The organism is Microcystis sp. CS-574 (assembly GCF_028329095.1).
Taxonomy (GTDB): domain Bacteria; phylum Cyanobacteriota; class Cyanobacteriia; order Cyanobacteriales; family Microcystaceae; genus Microcystis; species Microcystis ichthyoblabe_A.
Genome location: NZ_JAQMSY010000014.1, coordinates 1 through 19,394 on the forward strand (window position 1 = coordinate 1; position 19,394 = coordinate 19,394).

The 19,394-nt window shown below is 40.7% G+C and carries 8 protein-coding genes; 2 read left to right on the forward strand and 6 right to left on the reverse strand.

Annotated features, from left to right (window positions below; translation table 11 throughout):
- Positions 1-441: 441 nt before the first annotated feature.
- Entirely contained in the window at positions 442-1,176 is a 735-nt protein-coding gene (locus tag PN470_RS00850) for an SDR family oxidoreductase (RefSeq protein WP_002750789.1), read from the reverse strand.
- Positions 1,177-1,333: 157 nt separating this feature from the next.
- On the reverse strand, positions 1,334-2,122 hold the full coding sequence (locus PN470_RS00855; RefSeq protein WP_271935098.1) for a class I SAM-dependent methyltransferase: 789 nt from the start codon (positions 2,120-2,122) through the stop codon (positions 1,334-1,336).
- Positions 2,123-2,489: 367 nt separating this feature from the next.
- On the opposite strand from PN470_RS00855, the gene PN470_RS00860 reads away from it, so the two are divergent.
- Together PN470_RS00860 and PN470_RS00865 are read left to right on the forward strand one after the other, a co-directional pair.
- Entirely contained in the window at positions 2,490-2,816 is a 327-nt protein-coding gene (locus PN470_RS00860) for a CVNH domain-containing protein (protein WP_103113029.1), read from the forward strand.
- Between the two features lie 185 nt (positions 2,817-3,001).
- Positions 3,002-3,160 (forward strand): microviridin/marinostatin family tricyclic proteinase inhibitor, encoded by a 159-nt coding sequence (locus tag PN470_RS00865; protein WP_041804430.1) that lies wholly within the window; start codon positions 3,002-3,004, stop codon positions 3,158-3,160.
- A gap of 164 nt (positions 3,161-3,324) precedes the next feature.
- On the opposite strand, the gene PN470_RS00870 is transcribed toward PN470_RS00865, so the two are convergent.
- The 4 genes from PN470_RS00870 to PN470_RS00885 all read right to left on the reverse strand — a co-directional run.
- A complete protein-coding gene (locus tag PN470_RS00870) occupies positions 3,325-3,804 on the reverse strand; it encodes a hypothetical protein (protein ID WP_130756987.1) in 480 nt (159 codons plus the stop codon).
- 277 nt (positions 3,805-4,081) lie between these two features.
- Positions 4,082-8,338 (reverse strand): amino acid adenylation domain-containing protein, encoded by a 4,257-nt coding sequence (locus PN470_RS00875; RefSeq protein WP_271935099.1) that lies wholly within the window; start codon positions 8,336-8,338, stop codon positions 4,082-4,084.
- A gap of 25 nt (positions 8,339-8,363) precedes the next feature.
- Positions 8,364-8,507 carry a hypothetical protein gene (locus PN470_RS00880; protein WP_162205112.1) on the reverse strand — a complete coding sequence of 48 codons (144 nt, stop codon included), beginning with the start codon at positions 8,505-8,507 and terminating at the stop codon, positions 8,364-8,366.
- The coding region (locus PN470_RS00885) for a non-ribosomal peptide synthetase (protein ID WP_272103370.1) at positions 8,504-19,394 on the reverse strand (10,891 nt) is incomplete at its 5' end. The genes PN470_RS00885 and PN470_RS00880, both read right to left, overlap by 4 nt.

The window sequence follows — 19,394 nt, forward strand, 5'->3', positions numbered from 1 at the left end:
CCCCTTGATAAGGGGGGTGTCTGACAACTTTTAACACCTACCTACTTAATTATTTTAAGGTGGTGATTCGGTAGTAGTGAAAAAATTAAAAATTATCTCTCTAATATACCGTTTCTCTCTCTATCACTATGAATACGGTCCTATCCATTAGTCACATCTTTCTTAACATTTTAACCCTTTGTAGCACAGGGCTTTCAAGACTCGGTTAACAATCTATAATATTCCTGGTTGACACCCTTACTGACAAAGAAAAAACTGAAATCAAGTCAGGATAAGGGTTAGAATACTTACTGACAAAATTGTTAAGAAAGATCCCTATAAGGGATAGGGTACTTATTAATTTTCCTGCATTTTTCTGCTCACTTTGTTATTTTCGCTTTTCTGCTCTGACACCAGATTTTTTGTTCTCGAGGATTTCTCGGTCTTTTTTCACCATTTCTTTTAAAGAGTAACTCCACCGTCCACAGGTAAAACCACACCTGTCATATAGGGGTTGATAATCAAACTCAATACTGCTAGGGCGACTTCTTCGGGTTGCCCTAAATGTTCGACAGGTAGGGCAGAAACCGCCCATTTGCTCAAGTCCGAGCGTTCTGAATCACCTTGACTGCTCCAGATACTTGTATCTTCTATTAATCCGGGGGCAACAACGTTAACGCGAATAGGAGCGATTTCTAGGGCGAGGGCGCGTCCAAATACGGCTACGGCACTATTAGCGGCGGCTATGACGGAAATTCCGCCCATTTTGGAATATTTGAATATAGTGACGCTGGATGTCAGGGTAATAGAACCGTCCTTGGCCAAAGTTTTCAGGGAGCCACGCACGGCTAAAAAGGTTGCCCAGAATTTCTCCATACCTCCCCGGGCCGTTTCTGTGGTCATTTCAGTTAATAAGGCTCGCGGCATATTTCTGTCTCCCAGAGAGGTGACTACTAAATGGTCAAAGTTGCCAATTTCTGCAAAAAAGGTATTAACAGAATCTTCTTGTAAAAAATTAACAGTTTTGGCTTCAATCTCCCCGGAAATTAGGGCAACGGCGGCAGCTAATTTCTCTTGAGAAGCATGGGAAAGCACCACTTTTGCCCCTAGGGAGAGCAATTTTTGAGCAATCGCTAGGTCAATCCCGGAGCTTGCGCCAATAATAACGACTTTTTTACCCGATAAGGAATCAAACATTTTTTTGTCTCCAAAAATTCAAGAAAAACTGACAACTAAATTGAAGATAGATGTTGGGTTCGATCTCCCCTTAATCCCCCGTTGGTAAGGGGGATGCCGATCCCCCCTGCTACCTTAATAAAGGGGTGTCTGACAATTTTTAACATCTACCTACTTATTACAGCATATTGACTGGTTTTTGAGCAGCAACTAACCAATAAGTTATGACCGAGGAACTTAGCAAATTATCCAGAGGCTTAATGTTTAAATTATAGGTCTCTTCGTCTAATTTTCCTGATTGCAATTCCTCTGTTAACCAAGACTTAAGATGGCGAAAATGTCTGAACCAGCACTCCTCCGTCACCTCGACAAATTGAACATCTTTAAACCCTGCCTGTTGATAAAGATTTTGATACTCTGCCCTATCTTTGACCGTGTTTGCTTGGGGAACTGTCCAATCACCTAAAAGTTCTGTTGTGGCAAAACTCAGATCTGAGAGAATTAAGGTTCCCCCCGGCTTTAATACTCGCCAAGCTTCTTGCAAGAATTGCCGCCTGGTATTAAAATAAAAAGCCGCTTCTACACAAATAATTTGCTCAAAAGAATGATCGGCAAAATCCATCTCTACTGCGTCCATTAACAGAAATTTACCCTCGGGAAAATTCAAGAGACTTCTGGCAATTTGTGTCGGAGAAATGTTAATCCCCACAATTGCTGTCAATGGGTAATATTTGAGAAGATAATGGGTAGTTGCTCCTAAACCACAGCCAACATCAAGAATTGTTCCCTGTTTGTTGGGAATAAATTCTAAAAGTTTCTCCATCAGAGTAGAGGATGCTTCCTGTTGATCTTGGGTATGGGAGAGCCAATAACCGACATTAAAAAACTCTCTTTCACCATAAAACTCTCGAATCGAAGGACTACAAATTAAATCATCGAATCTACTAATCCATTCATTTTTATCCATTGTTAAACTCACTTAACTCTTTCGGCAAAAACTACATTAGTCTAACACGATTGGGCTTAGTAGAACCCACTTTCCGCACTTCTTAACATTCAATTGATAATTTTTACTAATATATTGCTTACAATCCTTTGCCAGTAAAGATTATAGCTACAATCATAGATTTTTATCAAGGTGAAGAATTGCAAATTTTTTTCTCAGAAAAAATCAATTATTGAAATTTTTCTCAATAGTAGTTTCTACAATCAAGGTTTTTCGTCAAAACATCTTGGGGAATGTAAAAATATATAAAAGTATATGAAGCGGTGCGGAATGTCGGCTGCTAAGGCACTATGCTGAATCATATTGTTTTTTAACACACAGAGTTGTCATGCCTAATTTTTCGCACACTTGTAGCAGTATCAACTACGACCCTGACAGCACAATCCTGAGTGCTGAGTGCCGAGCTCGCGATGGAGAATGGCTCCCCACCGAACTGACGCTTAGTGACCATATCGGTAATATAGATGGGGAATTGCAGTTCGGGGATCAAAACTTCCAAGAAACCTGCCAAGATTGTCACCTTGAGTTCGGGGATGGAGAGCAATCCGTATGGTTGGTGTGTACTTGTCAAACAAGGGATGGGAAATGGAAACCTACGCAAATACTGTTAGACAGTCAGATCGATAATAACGATAGCCAACTGGAAATCGGATAGGGTAGGGGAGGACGCAAGAAATCCAGGATTCCGCTATCTGTTGGCTAGGAAACCTACACTTACCCGCAAGAGAAGTGTAGGTAGTTCACCAAGTATTTGACTTGAGTAAGACGGCAATATATGTTACTATCGCAAGGTAATCGCAGCTAGCTTGAAAAAGCTGCCACTCAAAACTAGGAATGACCATGAATTATCCCAATACCGAACAAAGTAAAGCAATCCCCTTCTTTGCTCGTTTTTTATCTGTGGACCAAGACGAGGCTCCGACTCCCGATTCCCCCCCCGATTCTGAACCCGCTCCCGTTTGGACTTGGAAATGGCCTTCTGACTGGGAAGATAGTTAATTAATTTAAAGATTGCTTTCAGTAATTCACACAGAAAACAACCACCGCCATAAGTCAAGCAGGAGTAAGATTTATGGCGGTTTTTTGTTGTATTTAGGGTTTGCTGAAAAAGTCAATTTGCCGGTGAGGGAAGCGGGGGGAGAAAGTGCTTAGTCAAGTCACAACTACTCTTCAGCAATTTCGACTTCTTTGGGAGCAACAGGTTCTTCGGCAGCAATTTCTACTTCAATAGCCTTTTTCAGGTTAAGTTTTAGAACTTGAGAAATTGGCAAACCTTCCACCTCATTGATGAGATATTCTTGAGTTTCTGTTTCACGACGTTTGAGATAGACCGTTTTAAGCAGTGCCTCAATGCCATAACCCGTCACAATGTCGCCAATAATGGTAGAGAGGCCTAAGACCCCAAGTCCACCAATTAGTCCCAGCGGACCGCCTAACCCAAAAAGTGCGTAAATCATCGGATAGGCAGTACCACCGGACGCGGCAACAGCAATAATGAAAATAATGCCGGGGAGTCCCAGAGAAGCAAGTTTTTGAACAACTTCATCCAGAGAAATTCCCCAGGAGACAAGTTTTTTGTTGATTTCTGTGGGATTAATTCCGAGAAAATCATTGGGAATGGCCGTTTCAGTAGTTTCCGTCATTGATGAGACTCCTAAAATCACTAAGTTGGATTGGTTGGTCGGGATTTCAGTCATATAAAATCCATGGTAAGGCAAAAGAATACAAATTGGCTGTCTAGCAATCAGATGCCTTGCAGCATTTTACATTAGTCTTACCATTCACACAACTTGTAGAAAATCGTCAGTTCTTAGATTAAATCCTGTTTAAAAGATACAGGAGATTGGGGAGAAACAATTGATAACTGAGTTTTTCAAGTTGAATTGGCAGTTAACCATAGTCTTAAAAACGGGTTTGGTATCAAATCTCAAGGCAAACTTTTAACTCTTCGGCTAAAATCTGGACATGGGGTTCCACCATAATCGAGACATGATTTCCTAGTACGAAATGAATCTCAACTGGCTCTGTAGAAAATTCACTCCAGCCTAAAGAGGAATCCTCGCAATCTCCAGCTATTAAATCTTTATTTGGATCATCAGCTAATTCCTCCCCGGCCCGTATAATCGTAATTTTACCAGGATAAATCTGTTTAGGGAGATAATCAATCAGACATAAACAGCTAGTTTTATAGGCTTGGACAATTTTTTCAAGCTGCGTAGTTTCCGCATTGGGAGGAAGCATATTAGCCAGTTTAAAAAAGTTTAAGGCGTATTTTAATTGTTCCTCCACTGTTAAGGATTGAAGAGTTTCATAGGAAATATCGATGGTTTTATCTAAATAAACTTCGATACCTTTACTGACTTCAGCTAACCATCGCGCATGATCCCAATCAATATAATCTAGCAAAATTTGTTTATCTTTATAAGTTGGTGCTGAAGAATCAATTATTGCTAGTAATGCCACTTGTTGACCCTGATTAACCAACTGTTGAGCCATTTCAAAAGCCACATTACCACCGTAGGAATGTCCTCCCAAAAAGTAGGGACCCTGGGGCTGTAAATCTTGCATGGCTTGAAGATAAATACTGGCTATATCCTCAATACGAGTGATTTCTCCAAACTGTTGATAGAGATCATTTTCAAAACTGTAGAAAGGTTGATCTTTTCCTAAACAACGTCCTAAATGGTAAAAATAAAATGGTCGTCCCCCGGCGCCTGGAACACAGAAGAAAGGAGGCTTTGAACCCTGGGGTTGAATGGGAACCAAACAAGACTGGTTAGAGGAATCTGCATCGGTTTCGATAATAGTCGCTAACTGTTCAATAGTTGGGTTTTGAAATATTGTAGTTACGGCAATTTCCTTGCCTAACTGTTCTTTAATTTGGGTGATTAAATAAGGAGCTAAAAGGGAATGACCACCGAGGTCAAAAAAGTTATCATGCACGCTAATTTTGTCAATCTTTAGCACTTTTGACCAGATTTGCACGAGGTTTAATTCTAACTGATTACGCGCTTCAATAAATCTGTCTGAATCACTGGTATTACTAGGAGCTTTTAACGCACGGCGATCAATTTTTCCGTTAGCTGTTAAAGGGAAAAACTCCAGCATCACAAAAGCACCAGGAACCATATAACCGGGCAATTTATGGCTAAGAAATTGACGCAAATCGCCACTTGTTAGCTTTACTCCTAGCTTAGGTACAATATAGGCAACTAACTGTTTTTCCCCGGGATTGTCTTCACGAACAATCACACAGGAAGACTGTACCGCCTGATTTTGACTAAGTACAGCCTCAATTTCTCCCAATTCAATACGGAAGCCGCGAATTTTTACTTGATTGTCAATCCGTCCTACATATTCAATATTACCATCGGGTAAATAACGAGCCAAGTCTCCCGTTTTATATAATTTTGACGGCTCATTGCCCCCCTTATTAAGGGGGGTTGGGGGGCTCACTTCATCCTTCTCAAAAGGATTAGGAATAAATTTTTCTTGGGTTAATTCGGGACGGTTGAGATAACCTTTGGCTAATCCCATACCACCAATATGTAATTCTCCTACTACACCAATCGGGACAGGTTGGAGATTTTTATCCAGCAAATAGATTTGGGTATTGGCAATCGCTTTACCAATGGGAATAGTTGTGGCTGTAGAAGCTACGTTTTCCACTAAATACCAGGAAGAAAACGTTGTATTTTCCGTTGGCCCATAGACATGAAGCAACCGTTGTGGCGCACCTTTTTCTAGTACCTCTTGTACCCATTTTGGTTCAACTGCTTCACCCCCAAATAGTAAGCATCGTAAGCTACTAAAAGCTTGCGGAACTAAATTGGCTAACTGATTAAAAAGTGCTGTGGTTAAAAATAAGACACTAATCTGATTTTCCTTTAAGCTTAGTGCCAATTCTTGGGGTGAGAGCAAAACTGATTTAGCGATAATAATAATCTTAGCACCGTTAAGTAAAGCCCCCCAAATTTCAAAAGTAGCGGCATCAAAAGCAATATTAGACGCTTGCACAACCCGGTCATCAGGAGTAAACTGGATGTAATTAGTATTTAATACCAGTCGATTAACTGCTTGATGAGTGACGATAACACCCTTGGGTATTCCTGTAGAACCAGAAGTATAAATAACGTAGGCTAAATTATCCGCAGAAACTGTGCTGTTCAGATTCTCCTGACTTGTCTGATTAATTTGTGGCCAATCTTTATCTAAACAGATAACAATAGCCTGATGATTTGGCAAGGAATTCTGTAAAGATTCGCAGGTTAATATTATTTTAACCTGGGTATCTTGGAGCATGAAGCTAATGCGTTCTTGGGGATAATCTGGGTCAATAGGAACATAAGCTCCACCGACTTTAAGAATAGCCAATAATCCTACAATCATGTCTAAGGAACGCTCTAGACAAATCCCCACTAATTCATCTGGTTTTACGCCTAATTTCCGCAGATAATGAGCTAATTGATTAGCACGACAATTTAATTCATTGTAGGTTAATTGTTGCTGGGAACAAACCACCGCTACCGCGTTGGGTGTGCGTTTTACCTGTTCCTCAAATAACTGATGAATACATTGATCAGAGGGATAATCTGTGTGAGTTTCGTTCCACAATGATAACAATTGATAACGTTCTTCATCACTTAACATCGATAACTCAAAAATTCCCATATTGGGATTAGCTGCAATCGCAGTTAAGAGATTCTGAAAATGTTGACCCATTTGGTTAATAGTGGGGGCAGCAAACAAATCCGTACTATAACACCAAACCGCTTCTAAACGATCAGAAACTTCCCAAAAATTTACCTCTAAATCAAATCGCGCTTTAAGCTCAACAGATAAAGGCAAACTCTCCATCTTTAAGCCAGATAAACTGGCCTCAGATTGGGGAGTATTTTGCAGAGAAAACATCACCTGTATCAAAGGATTATGACTTAAATCTCGGTTTAATTGTAATTTTTCTACTAACATTTCAAAAGGCAAATCTTGATGAGCATAAGCTGATAAAGTTGTTTGCTTTACTCGTTCTAATAACTCCAGAAAACTCGGATTTCCCGACATATCACCCCTTAAAGCCAAAGTATTGGCAAAAAAGCCCATTAATTTCTCAATTGCCGAACTATTACGATTAGCGATGGGAGAACCCACCAAAACATCTAATTGACCACTATAACGAGAAATTAGGACAAAAAAGGCCGCCAGTAAAGTCATAAATAGCGTTGCTCCTGACTTTTGACTTAACCGTTTGAGGCGTTGTGTTAAGTCTTGATTCAGGCGAAAAACCTGCCCATCACCCCGGAAACTAGGAATTGGAGGACGGGGATAATCCGTCGGCAATTCTAAAATAGTAGGTGCATCTTGTAACTGTTTTTGCCAGTAATTAAGTTGACGTTCCAAGACTTCACCGGTGAGCCATTGACGTTGCCATACAGCAAAATCGGCGTATTGAATCGATAATTTAGCGAGAGGGGAAGGCAAACCCTGGACAAAGGCCGCATAAAGTTGAGATAATTCATCAAAGAAGATGCTCAAAGACCAACCATCGTAAATAATATGGTGCATCTTCAACAGCAATACATACTCTTGGGAACCCAGTTTAAGTAACTTAAATTGGACTAATGATTCCTTGGCTAGATTAAAGGGTTTTAAGGAGAAAGCAATCGCTATTTCTTGCAGATGTTCTGTTTGTTCATTCTTTGATAAACCTTGTAAATCTTCCAGGGGTAAACTTACGGTTGAAGGGGGAGCAATGCGCTGAATTGGTTGCCCTTCTACCATAGGAAAAGTGGTTCTTAAAATTTCATGACGGCGAATCAGTTCACTGAGACTTTGTTCTAAAGCTAATAGATTGAGGTTTCCTTCTAACCGCAAAGCGTCCAACAGATTATAGGAATGACTATCGGGAGAAAGTTGCTGCAGAAACCAGAGTCGTTGTTGAGCAAAAGAGAGGGGTAAATCCTGATCCCGTGACACGGGAATAATCTCTAAATCAACAGTATTAGTTGGGATTTTTGCCGCTCTTAAAAAGTCCAAAATTTCAGGTTTTTTGGCGGCGATTTCTTCTTTAATTTCTGGGGTCATAACCCCTTTGGGAGCCTGAAAACGAAGTTTTTCGCCTTCCAGCCATAGTTTAATGTCTAAACCCTTCAAATACGCTAAAAAATCTCCTACTTTCACTTACCAATTGCCTCCAAAGTTGTTGTTAAATTAGCTCTAAATCACGAAGTTTGCCCTGAGGATGTAAAAGTACATCAGATTGCCATTGACTAGGATCAATATTTGTCCTTTGCCGTTTTAACTGTCTTGCTAAACTATTGATATCAGCTAAAACTTTAACTGTTTTCATAGTTCACCTTCCTCATAATCTTCTAAGGTTTCAGTCATAGCTGTTTCTCCCGGTGCAACGGTAAGAACTTCAATAATTTGGGCTAAATTAGCGATAGTTGGGTATTCCAGCAGATTTTGTAAAGACAATTCCACCGAGAAAAGATCGCGGGAACGGGAAATAACCTGAGTCGCTAACAAAGAATGTCCTCCCAATTCAAAGAAATTATCCTTAATTCCAATACGTTCGACCCCCAAAACTTCACTCCAAATTTGAGACATTTGAGTTTCAATCGGGGTACGAGGTGCGAGAAATCCCGTAGCTAAATTGCGTGTAGCTGTATCGGGTGTAGGCAAAGCCTGCCGATCTACTTTACCATTAGGAGTCAAGGGTAGGGTATTAAGCAAAACAAAAGCCTGGGGAACCATATAACTAGGTAGCTTTTGTTGGACAAATTCCCGCACCTGTGGCACTAACTTCTGGACTAATTTACCATATAGGGGATTATTCGTATAATCAGTCCAGGATTTGGGAATAATCGTCTCATCATCCCAAAAATTGGGGTATGGTTGTTGATCAATTTTATTTATTATCGGTTCTAGGATGGCATTCTGGCGACAGAAAACCACATCGAAAGAACCATCTTGACTACCTTCCCACCAACTGAGATGAACAGTGTAACCTAACTGTTCTCCCAGTTGCCACATTTGCTCAGGATTAATCCCTATTCTGGTATTTTTTGCTAACAATTGCCGCAATTCTCCCACCGTTGTTACCCCAGGAGGATTTTCTAAACAGTCTAAAATTTGTAGTGCCTTTTGTAATCGTTGATTGGGTACATCTCTGATGCCTAAATATTCTGGTTGTTCCAGTTTTAGTTTATCTTGCAGTTGCGCTAAAGAAAACCGATCCCGCTGCCAATTTAGCCAAGGAATTGTCGTTTTTTGCCCATCAGTATCCAGATGTAAAGTAACATCATAGCGGAATTGGATTAACTCATTGTCAGCCTGACCCCGTTTCGGTGCAATTTCTACCCAAGAAATTCGCGGAAAGCGTTGTTTAAGCGCGATAAAGAACTGAGGTTCAATTAACAATTCTTCTTCGGTAGCTACACTTTGATTCACCTGTTTTTGCCATTGTTCAAGGGTTTTATTAGCTTCGGCACGAGCTAACTGTACCGCCGCATGGTAAGGCTCTAGTAAGGGCAAACTACGGATATCACCTAAGAAAATCTTACCCCGATCCGCAATCGCCTTGACTGCTCCTGCGATAACTTGTAATAGATAATCCACACTAGGGAAATACTGAACCACAGAGTTAATTACTACTCGATCGAAAGTAGCTTGGGGAATGCCAGTAAAATCATCGGCTGTTCGGTGTAATAATTTTACTTTGCCCTCTAAACCCTCAATTGTGCTACATAAATGTTCTAGGTTATTAATAGTAGCAGCGGAATAATCTGCTCCCCAATATTCCTGACAATGTTTCGCCACACGGAATAGCAATAATCCACTTCCGCAACCAATTTCTAACACTCGTTGCGGTGGTTGATTTCCTAAAATTCGGCTCACTGTCTGATCAACCCATTCCTGCATTTCTGCATCGGGAATAGCTTGTCCCGTATAACTACTATTCCAACCACTAATATTAAAAGTGGGATCCTCGGTTTGAGGTTGGGGTTTACTGTAGGATTCTTCGTAAATCTTTTGCCAATCACTAACATATTCACTCTGCCATTGAGCAAGCTGTTCGGGCAATACTTGACCCTTGAGAGCCGGAACTAAGTAGGCTACCAAATTAGTATTAAGCTGGTCTTGATCATGATCACTTGCCTGATCAGCGCGAGCTATCACAACCGCTTCTTGTACTAGGGGATGTTGGCTCAAAACTGCTTCAATTTCCCCTAATTCAAGGCGGAAACCCCTTACTTTAACCTGATTGTCAATTCGTCCCAGATATTCAATTTTTCCATCAGGTAAATAACGAGCTAAATCTCCCGTTTTGTATAATTTTGACGGCTGCTCTCCCCCCTTATCAAGGGGGGTTAGGGGGGGATCAAGGGAGACAAACGGGTTAGAGATAAATTTCTCTGCTGTCAATTCTGGGCGATTCAAATAACCTCTGGCTACCCCTGCTCCTCCGATATGTAATTCCCCGGGTACACCGATAGGAACTGGTTGTAAATGCGAGTCTAAAATATAAACCTGCACATGAGGAATTGGCCGACCAATAGTTATTTTTTCATCAACCGGCGTACATTTAGCTACCGTTGCACAAACACTTCCTTCGGTGGGTCCATAACCATTAAAGAAATTTCGTCCCTGTGACCATTTTTTCACCAATTCAGGAGAACAAGCTTCCCCGGCGACAATAATAGTTTGCAGAGAGGAAAGATTTTCCCAAGACAGAACCGCTAAAGCTGATGGCGGTAGAGTAATATGAGTAATCTTATTCTCCCGTAATTGCTTGATTAAGGGTAAACCGGGCATTAAATTTTCTTTACTTGCCAGATAAAGTCTCGCTCCTGCTCCCAAAGCCATCAAAACTTCCCAAATACAGGCATCAAAACTAAAAGAAGCAAACTGAAGCACTCGACTCTGAGAAGACACAGCAAAAGTCTGAATTTGCGCCAGAGCAAGGTTACACAACCCTTGATGTTCAACCATCACCCCTTTAGGTTTACCCGTAGAACCAGAAGTATAAATCACATTAGCTAAATTAGAAGCTGTTACCTTCCCCGTCAAATTATCCCGGTTCATTGGTTTAATTTCTTGCCAAATTTCAGCTAAAAATACAGTTTTAGCTTGATGATTTGGGAGTTTATCAATCAGGGAACTTTGGGTTAGTAATAAGGGGACTTGACTATCCTCTAACATAAATTGTAGGCGTTCTTGAGGATATTCTGGGTCAAGGGGTAGATAGGCAGCACCGGCTTTAAGGATGGCTATTAATGCCACAATCATGTCTAAAGAGCGCTCTACACATAAACCGACTATTACCTCGGTTTCTACACCTAAAGAGCGTAAATAGTGAGCTAGTTGATTGGCCCGACTATTTAATTCTGCATAGGTCAACTGTTGATTTTCAAAGACTACTGCTACTCCATCAGGGGTACGCGCTGCTTGTTCCTCAATTAATTGATGAATACACTTGTTATAGGAGTAATCAGCTTTTGTCTCATTCCACTCCTCTAATAGTTGATACTCTTCCTCTGGGGTTAATAAGGGTAGTGAAGCTACTGATTGACGGGGATTTTCCACAATTGCCGCCAACAAAGTCTTAAAATGATTCATCAGGCGGACAATAGTTTCAGCATCAAATAAATCCCTGTTATAAGAGCAAAAACCGCCTAATCCTTCCGGTGCATCCCAGAGGTAAACTTCTAAGTCAACCCTGACTGAATCAAATCCCGATGGTATCTCCTCAATGTTTACTCCGGGTAAATCCCAGGGAGAACTAGGAGCATTCTGAAGGGCAAAAACTATCTGTGTTAAAGGATTACGATCTAAATGGCGCTCAATTTGTAATTTTTCGACTAACATCTCGAAGGGTAAATCTTGATGGTCGTAAGCATCTTGAGTAGTTTGTCTGACCTGCGCGAGAAAATCCTCAAAGGTAGGGTCTTGAGATAAATCAAATCTTAACACTAAACTATTGACAAAAAAGCCGATTAACCCTTCAATTTCGGTGCGGTTACGGTTAGCAATTGGTGAACCAATTACCACATCTGTTTGTTGACTATAACGAGATAGTAACACAGCAAAACCCGCTAGTAATGTCATAAAAAGAGTGCTACCGGACTCTTGACTAAGTTTTTTCAATTGTTGCGTTAGTTGACTATCTAGTTGCAGTCGCTCCGTCCCTCCGCGAAAACTTTGGATTGCTGGCCGGGGACGGTCTGTGGGAAGTTGGTGTAGTAGGGGAATCCCGGTTAATTGTTGCTTCCAGTAGCTTAATTGACGGTCTAATACTTCATTGGTTAACCATTGACGCTGCCACAGGGCAAAGTCAGCATACTGTATTGATAAATCAGGTAAATCTGCTTTTGTCCCAGTGCAGAAACTTCGATAATAGACCGATAATTCGTCAACTAAAACACCTATTGACCAACCATCCGCCGCAATATGGTGAATGGCTAATAATAGTACATATTCCTCTGTCTTGACTTGCCATAATTTGACTCGTAATACTGACCCTGATTCGAGATCAAAGGGTTCGGATGCTGCTGCTAATAACAGGTTTTTTACCTGTTGCTCAGAATGACTGAGGTTTTGCAGATTGACAACTGGTAAGGTGAAGGTTACATTAGGATCAATCGCTTGTATTGGTTTGTTATCTTTGAGCTTAAACTGAGTCCGTAGGGGTTCATGGCGTTGAATAATTGCCTGGAAAGCTTTTTCTAAGGCTTTAATATTGAGATTTCCCCGCAAACGCATCGTTAAATCAATAGTATAAGCCCCACTTTCTCCTTCTAATTGATTCACAAACCAGAGACGTTCCTGGGCCCAGGATAGGGGAATATCATACTCTCGATTAACGGGTACAATTGATGGTAGTTTTAACCCTAAACCTGTTTGCAGTTCTTTTAAAATTACCGCACTTAACTGAGCAATGGTTGGGGATTCAAACAGATAACGCAAGGGTAAAACAATCTCAAAGGTTTCCTGTAATCGAGAAATAACTTGAGTTGCCAACAGAGAATGTCCACCTAATTCAAAGAAATTATCCTCAATACTGACTCGTTTTAATTTCAGTACCTCAGCCCAAATCTGCGCCATTTTTTCTTCAATGGGGTTACGGGGAGCTATATATTCACCTTGGCTCTGTAAATCGGGAACAGGTAAAGCACGGCGGTCTATTTTGCCATTGGGAGTTAAGGGGAAAGTATCAAGAAGGACAAACGCAGTTGGAACCATATAATCAGGTAATTTTGCTCGCAAAAATTGCCGTATTTCGTTAATTGTCAGGTTGATTTCGAGTTGCGGTACAACGTAAGCAACTAAGCGTTTATCCCCTAGATTATCTTCACGAACAATCACACAAGAAGACTGTACCGCCTCATTTTGGTTGAGTAACGATTCAATTTCTCCTAATTCAATCCGAAAACCCCGAATCTTAACTTGATTGTCAATGCGTCCTAAATACTCAATATTACCATCGGGTAAATAACGGGCTAAGTCTCCCGTTTTATATAATTTTGACGGCTCATTGCCCCCCTTATTAAGGGGGGTTGGGGGGATCACTTCATCCTTCTCAAAAGGATTAGGAATAAATTTTTCTTGGGTTAATTCGGGACGGTTAAGATAACCTTTGGCTAATCCTGCACCAGCAATATGTAATTCTCCTACTACACCAATCGGGACAGGTTGGAGATAGTTATCTAAAATGTAAACCTGTGTGTTGGAGATTGGACAACCAATGGGAATTGACTTTATTGTTGCCTCTAGTTGTTTAGGAATAGGATAGCAACAGGTAAAAGTTGTACTTTCTGTTGGTCCATATCCATTAATAATTTGCGTCAATGGCAAAGTTTCCAGTGCTTTATGAACATGAGCAACTGAAAGTGCTTCTCCACCAATTAGTAGCTGTTTAATTCCTGATAAAGCTTGGGAATTATCGTCAATAATCTTATTGAACAAAGCAGCCGTTAGCCATAAAATAGTAATGCCATGTTTGTCTATTGCATTTCTTAAACTTGTAGCGGTAGGAATATCTTCCGTAAAAATCACACATCTCGCACCATGTAATAAAGCACCCCAAATCTCAAAGGTAGAAGCGTCAAAAGCAATGGGAGCCATTTGTAAAAATCTTTGTGTTGCATCTAGATGTGCATAATTTACGCCAAACAAAAGACGATTAACGCTACGATGAATAACCTCAACACCTTTAGGTTTACCTGTAGAACCAGAAGTATAAATAACGTAGGCTAAATTAGCCGCAGAAACCGCGCTGTTAAGATTCTCCTGACTTGTCTGATTAATTTGTGGCCAATCTTTATCTAAACAGATAACAATAGCCTGATGATTTGGCAAGGAATTCTGTAAAGATTCGCAGGTTAACAGTATTTTAACTTGGGTATCTTGGAGCATGAAGCTAATGCGTTCTTGGGGATAATCTGGGTCAATAGGAACATAAGCTCCACCGACTTTAAGAATAGCCAATAATCCTACAATCATGTCTAAAGAACGTTCTAGACAAATCCCCACTAATTCATCTGGTTTTACTCCTAATTTCCGCAAATAATGAGCTAATTGATTAGCACGATTATTTAATTCTCGATAAGTTAAGGATTCATTTTCATAAGTTACTGCTACAGCATTAGGAGTCCGTTCAACTTGCTCCTCAAATAACTGATGAATACACTTATACTCAGGATAGTCAACTTGAGTATTGTTCCACTCAATTAATAACTGATTAGTCTCACTTTCTGTCAGTAAGGGTAATTGGGAAATCCGCGCTTGAGGATTAGCCGCAATTCCCCCTAATAAGTTGAGAAAATGCCCTGATAATTGCTCAATAGTGCTACTCTCAAACAAATCAGTATTATATTCCCAGACACCTTTTAAGCCATCATCTGTGCTAACCATAGCTAAGGTTAAATCAAACTTAGCTGTGGTATTTTCTGGTGGCAAATCTGTCACCGTTAATCCCGTCATTGCAATCTCAGACTTAGGTGTATTTTGCAGGACAAAAGCGACTTGAAATAGGGGAGTATGGCTCAAATCCCGTTCTGGTTGCAACGCTTCGACTAACATTTCAAAGGGTAAGTCTTGATGCGCGTAAGCATCCATTGTCACTTCCCGAACACGGGTTAATAACTGACTAAAACTCGGATTATCTGATAAATCCGTCCGCATCACTAAAGTATTAACAAAGAAGCCGATTAAACCCTCAATTTCGCCGCGATTACGATTAGCGATGGGAGTTCCTACCAAAATATCACTTGACCCTGTATAACGATACAGTAAAGCATCAAAAGCAGCCAACAGCGTCATAAATAATGTCACCCCTTGTTGGCGACTCAATTCAGTCAAAGCTTGGCTAAGTTTGGGGGAAAGGGAAAATTCTTGCTGAGTACCGACAAAGCTTTGCACCGCAGGCCGAGGGTGGTCTGTGGGAAGCGATAATAAAGGGGGTGCAGCTGTTAGTTGATTTTGCCAGTAATTTAATTGAGTTTGCAGGACATCCCCTTGTAACCATTGTTTTTGCCAGAGTGCAAAATCTGCATACTGAATCGGTAAAGGAGCTAAATTTGCGGGATGATTTTGAGTGTAAGCATTATATAAGCTGGTCAGTTCGTGAATAAATACTTCTATTGACCAACCATCACTAATAATGTGGTGCATACACACTAATAAGAAATGTTCCGTCTCCGATAGCACCACTAAAGTGATTCTGATTAAGGATTCTTTGGCTAAATCAAAGGGTTGAGTGGCTTGTTTTTGCTTTAATTGCTGTGTTTTTTCTTCTTGTTTATGGATGGGTAAATCTTGTAAATCAACGACCGATATTGTCTCCCTTGTTGTTTGAATAATCTGAGTCGGTTGTCCATCAATCGTGACAAAATTAGTCCGTAATACTTCATGGCGATCACAGATTTCTAGTAAACTTTGTTCTAAGGCCTTTTGATTGAGGTTGCCTCGGAAATGCAACACCATCGGTATATTGTATAAAGCACTATTTGGTTGCAATTGATCTAAAAACCATAAACGCTGTTGAGCAAAAGATAGAGGTAGTTCTGTATCCTTAGTTCTCGGTAAAATCGGGGGGACTGTTAGCGTCAGATTTTGCTGCTGTAATTGTCCAATAAGATGCGCTAATTCGGCTACCGTAGCTGCACCAAATAAACTCCGCAAAGGTAGTTCTATTTTAAATAAACTCCGAATCCGAGAAACTAATTGAGTTGCGAGGAGAGAATGGCCGCCAATTTCAAAGAAATTATCATAAATTCCCACTTGCTCTATTTTGAGTATCTCTGTCCAAATTTGCACCAACATCTCTTCAATTCCATTGCGTGGTGCTACATATTGATCCCGGCGATTCCCTATCTTATCTGGTGCGGGTAAAGCGCGACGATCTACCTTACGATTAGTAGTAAGGGGTAAAGATTCCAGAAAAACAAAAGCTTGAGGAACCATATACAAAGGCAATTTACTGGACAGAAACTGACGCAGTTCACTAATCATCGGTATGCGTTCGTAATGAGCTACTATGTAGGCGACTAAATATTTATCCCCCGGAGTATCTTCCCGAATAATCACACAAGATGTTTGTACATCAATATTTTGGTTAATTACCGCTTCAATTTCTCCTAACTCAATACGGAATCCGCGAATTTTAACCTGATTGTCAATCCGTCCAAAACATTCAATATTACCATCGGGTAAATAACGCGCTAAATCTCCCGTTTTATACAACCGATTGAAAGGTGCATTAGCAAAGGGATTGTCAATAAATTTTTCAGCAGTCAATTCGGGACGATTCAGATAACCCCGCGCTAAACGAACACCGCATAAATGCAATTCTCCCTTCACGCCAATGGGTACAGGTTGCAGATTTTGATCCAAGATATATGCTTTGGTATTAGCAATGGGACGACCAATCAGCACTGAATTGATTTTTTCTGACTGATAATCTAGCAAGTCATGAACTATGGCGGTTACAGACGCTTCTGTGGGGCCATATACATTAATACATTGAACCCGTTTTCCGACCATTTGTCGCCAAATATTGACGGTTTCTGGTAACACTGCATCCCCTCCCACGGCGACAACCCGCAGACTGGATGGTACAGTAGCTAATGATTGGGAAACGGCGATTGCCCATTCATGCCAATAGGCAGGGGTAATATTTAAAACGGTGAGGCTTTCTTGTTCGATAAAATCGGCAAAATCAGTCAAAGTTGGGAACATTTGCCCTGGTCTTAAGACCACTGTGCCACCTTTTAACCAGGTGGGGAAAATTTCTTCCGCAGCGACATCAAAACCAAAGGAAGCAAACTGTAAAACGCGATCAGATTCTGTTAAACCGAATACTTCACTAATGCCCCAACTATGATTAACTAAGGCCGCATGAGTTAACATCACTCCTTTAGGTTTACCGGTTGAACCAGATGTATATAATAGGCATAGTAGATTTTCTGGAACCACTTCACTGAGGGGATTTTCTGGACTTTGAACTGTCAAAATCTCGGCTAATTTATCTAAGACAATTACCCCCACATCTTCTACTGGCAAAGAATCGAGTAAACTTTCTTGAGTTAGCAGTAGAGAAATTTGGGCATCTTCTGCCATATAAGTCAACCGTTGCTGGGGATAATCTGGATCTAAAGGTATATAGGCTCCTCCAGCTTTGAGAACTGCCAATAATCCGACAATAACTAACAGCGACCGCTCTAGATAAATGCCAACTAAAACTTCTGAATTTACCCCCAAAGATTGTAAATAATGGGCTAATTTATTTGCCTGAATATTTAATTCTTGATAGGTTAATTCTTGACCTTCAAAGACCACTGCTACTGCAGCCGGTGTTCGTGCTGCTTGTTCTTCAAATAATTGATGAATACATTGATGGAAAGGATATGCTTTTTCGGTGGCATTCCAGTCTTTTAATAATTCTTTTGCCTCTACTTCGGTTAATAATGGTAGTTGGAAAATTGGCTGCTGCGGGTTAACAACCAATGCTTCTAGCAAGGTGATGAAATTTCCTGTTAATCGCTCAATGGTGCTGCGATCAAATAAATCGGTATTATATTCCCATACGCCTTTTAATTCTGCACCGGTATTCTCCATACCCAGGGTTAGATCAAATTTGGCGGTGTCATTTTCCGTGGTGAGGGGAGTGGCAGTTAATCCTGTTAGTTCTAAGGGAGACGGGGGACTATTTTGCAGCAGAAAATCCACTTGAAATAAAGGTGCGTGACTTAAATCTCGTTCAGTTTGTAGGACTTCTACTAACATTTCAAAGGGCAAATCCTGATGAGCATAGGCATCCATTGCCATTTCCCGTACTCGACCCAATAACTGATTAAAATTGGGCTTACCTGACAAGTCAATTCGCAAGACCAAAGTATTGACAAAAAAGCCGATTAAACCTTCAATTTCACTGCGATTACGGTTAGCAATGGGAGTACCAATTAAGATGTCTTCCTGTTCTGTATAACGGTAAAGTAAGACAGCATAAGCGGTTAACAGGGTCATAAATAAGGTGACACCCTGTTCCTGGGTTAATTGGGTCAGTTTTTCGGTTAATTCCCAAGAAAGGCTAAAGGGTAAATGTCCCCCAGCAAAACTTTGTTGATTGGGTCGAGGTCTATCTGTTGGTAAAGATAGGAGGGCCGGTGCGCCGGCTAACTGTTTTTGCCAGTAATCTAGTTGCTGTTGCAATACCTCTCCCTGCAGCCATTGTCTTTGCCAAAGGGTAAAATCTCCATACTGGATAGATAGGGGATTTAGAGGCGAAGATAAACCCTGAATATAAGCATTATAGAGGGCGGTTAGTTCCTGAAGAAATACCTCCATTGACCAGCCATCACTGACAATATGGTGCATACAGACTAATAAGAGATGTTCCGTTTCAGATAACACCAATAAAGTGATTCTGATTAAGGGTTCACCAGCTAAGTCAAAGGGTTGAATCGCTTGATTTTGTGCTAACTCTTGGGAGGCAATTGCTTGTTCACTGCTAGATAAATGCTGTAAATCCACAACCGTAACTGTCCAGGTTCGTGTCTGTATAACTTGGGTAGGGATACCATCAACGGTAATAAAGTTGGTGCGTAAAGCTTCGTGGCGATCACAAATTTCTTCTAAACTCTGGATTAAGATTTCTGAGTTCAGGTTTCCCTCTAAACGCAAGGCTAGGGGGATATTATAAAAAGAACTATTCGACTCAAATTCAGCCAAAAAC

Bases quoted from the DNA above. Each gene is read 5' to 3' on its own strand.
- PN470_RS00850 (WP_002750789.1), bottom strand. From the start codon at position 1,176: ATGTTTGATTCCTTATCGGGTAAAAAAGTCGTTATTATTGGCGCAAGC.
- PN470_RS00855 (WP_271935098.1), bottom strand. From the start codon at position 2,122: ATGGATAAAAATGAATGGATTAGTAGATTCGATGATTTAATTTGTAGT.
- PN470_RS00860 (WP_103113029.1), top strand. From the start codon at position 2,490: ATGCCTAATTTTTCGCACACTTGTAGCAGTATCAACTACGACCCTGAC.
- PN470_RS00865 (WP_041804430.1), top strand. From the start codon at position 3,002: ATGAATTATCCCAATACCGAACAAAGTAAAGCAATCCCCTTCTTTGCT.
- PN470_RS00870 (WP_130756987.1), bottom strand. From the start codon at position 3,804: ATGACGGAAACTACTGAAACGGCCATTCCCAATGATTTTCTCGGAATT.
- PN470_RS00880 (WP_162205112.1), bottom strand. From the start codon at position 8,507: ATGAAAACAGTTAAAGTTTTAGCTGATATCAATAGTTTAGCAAGACAG.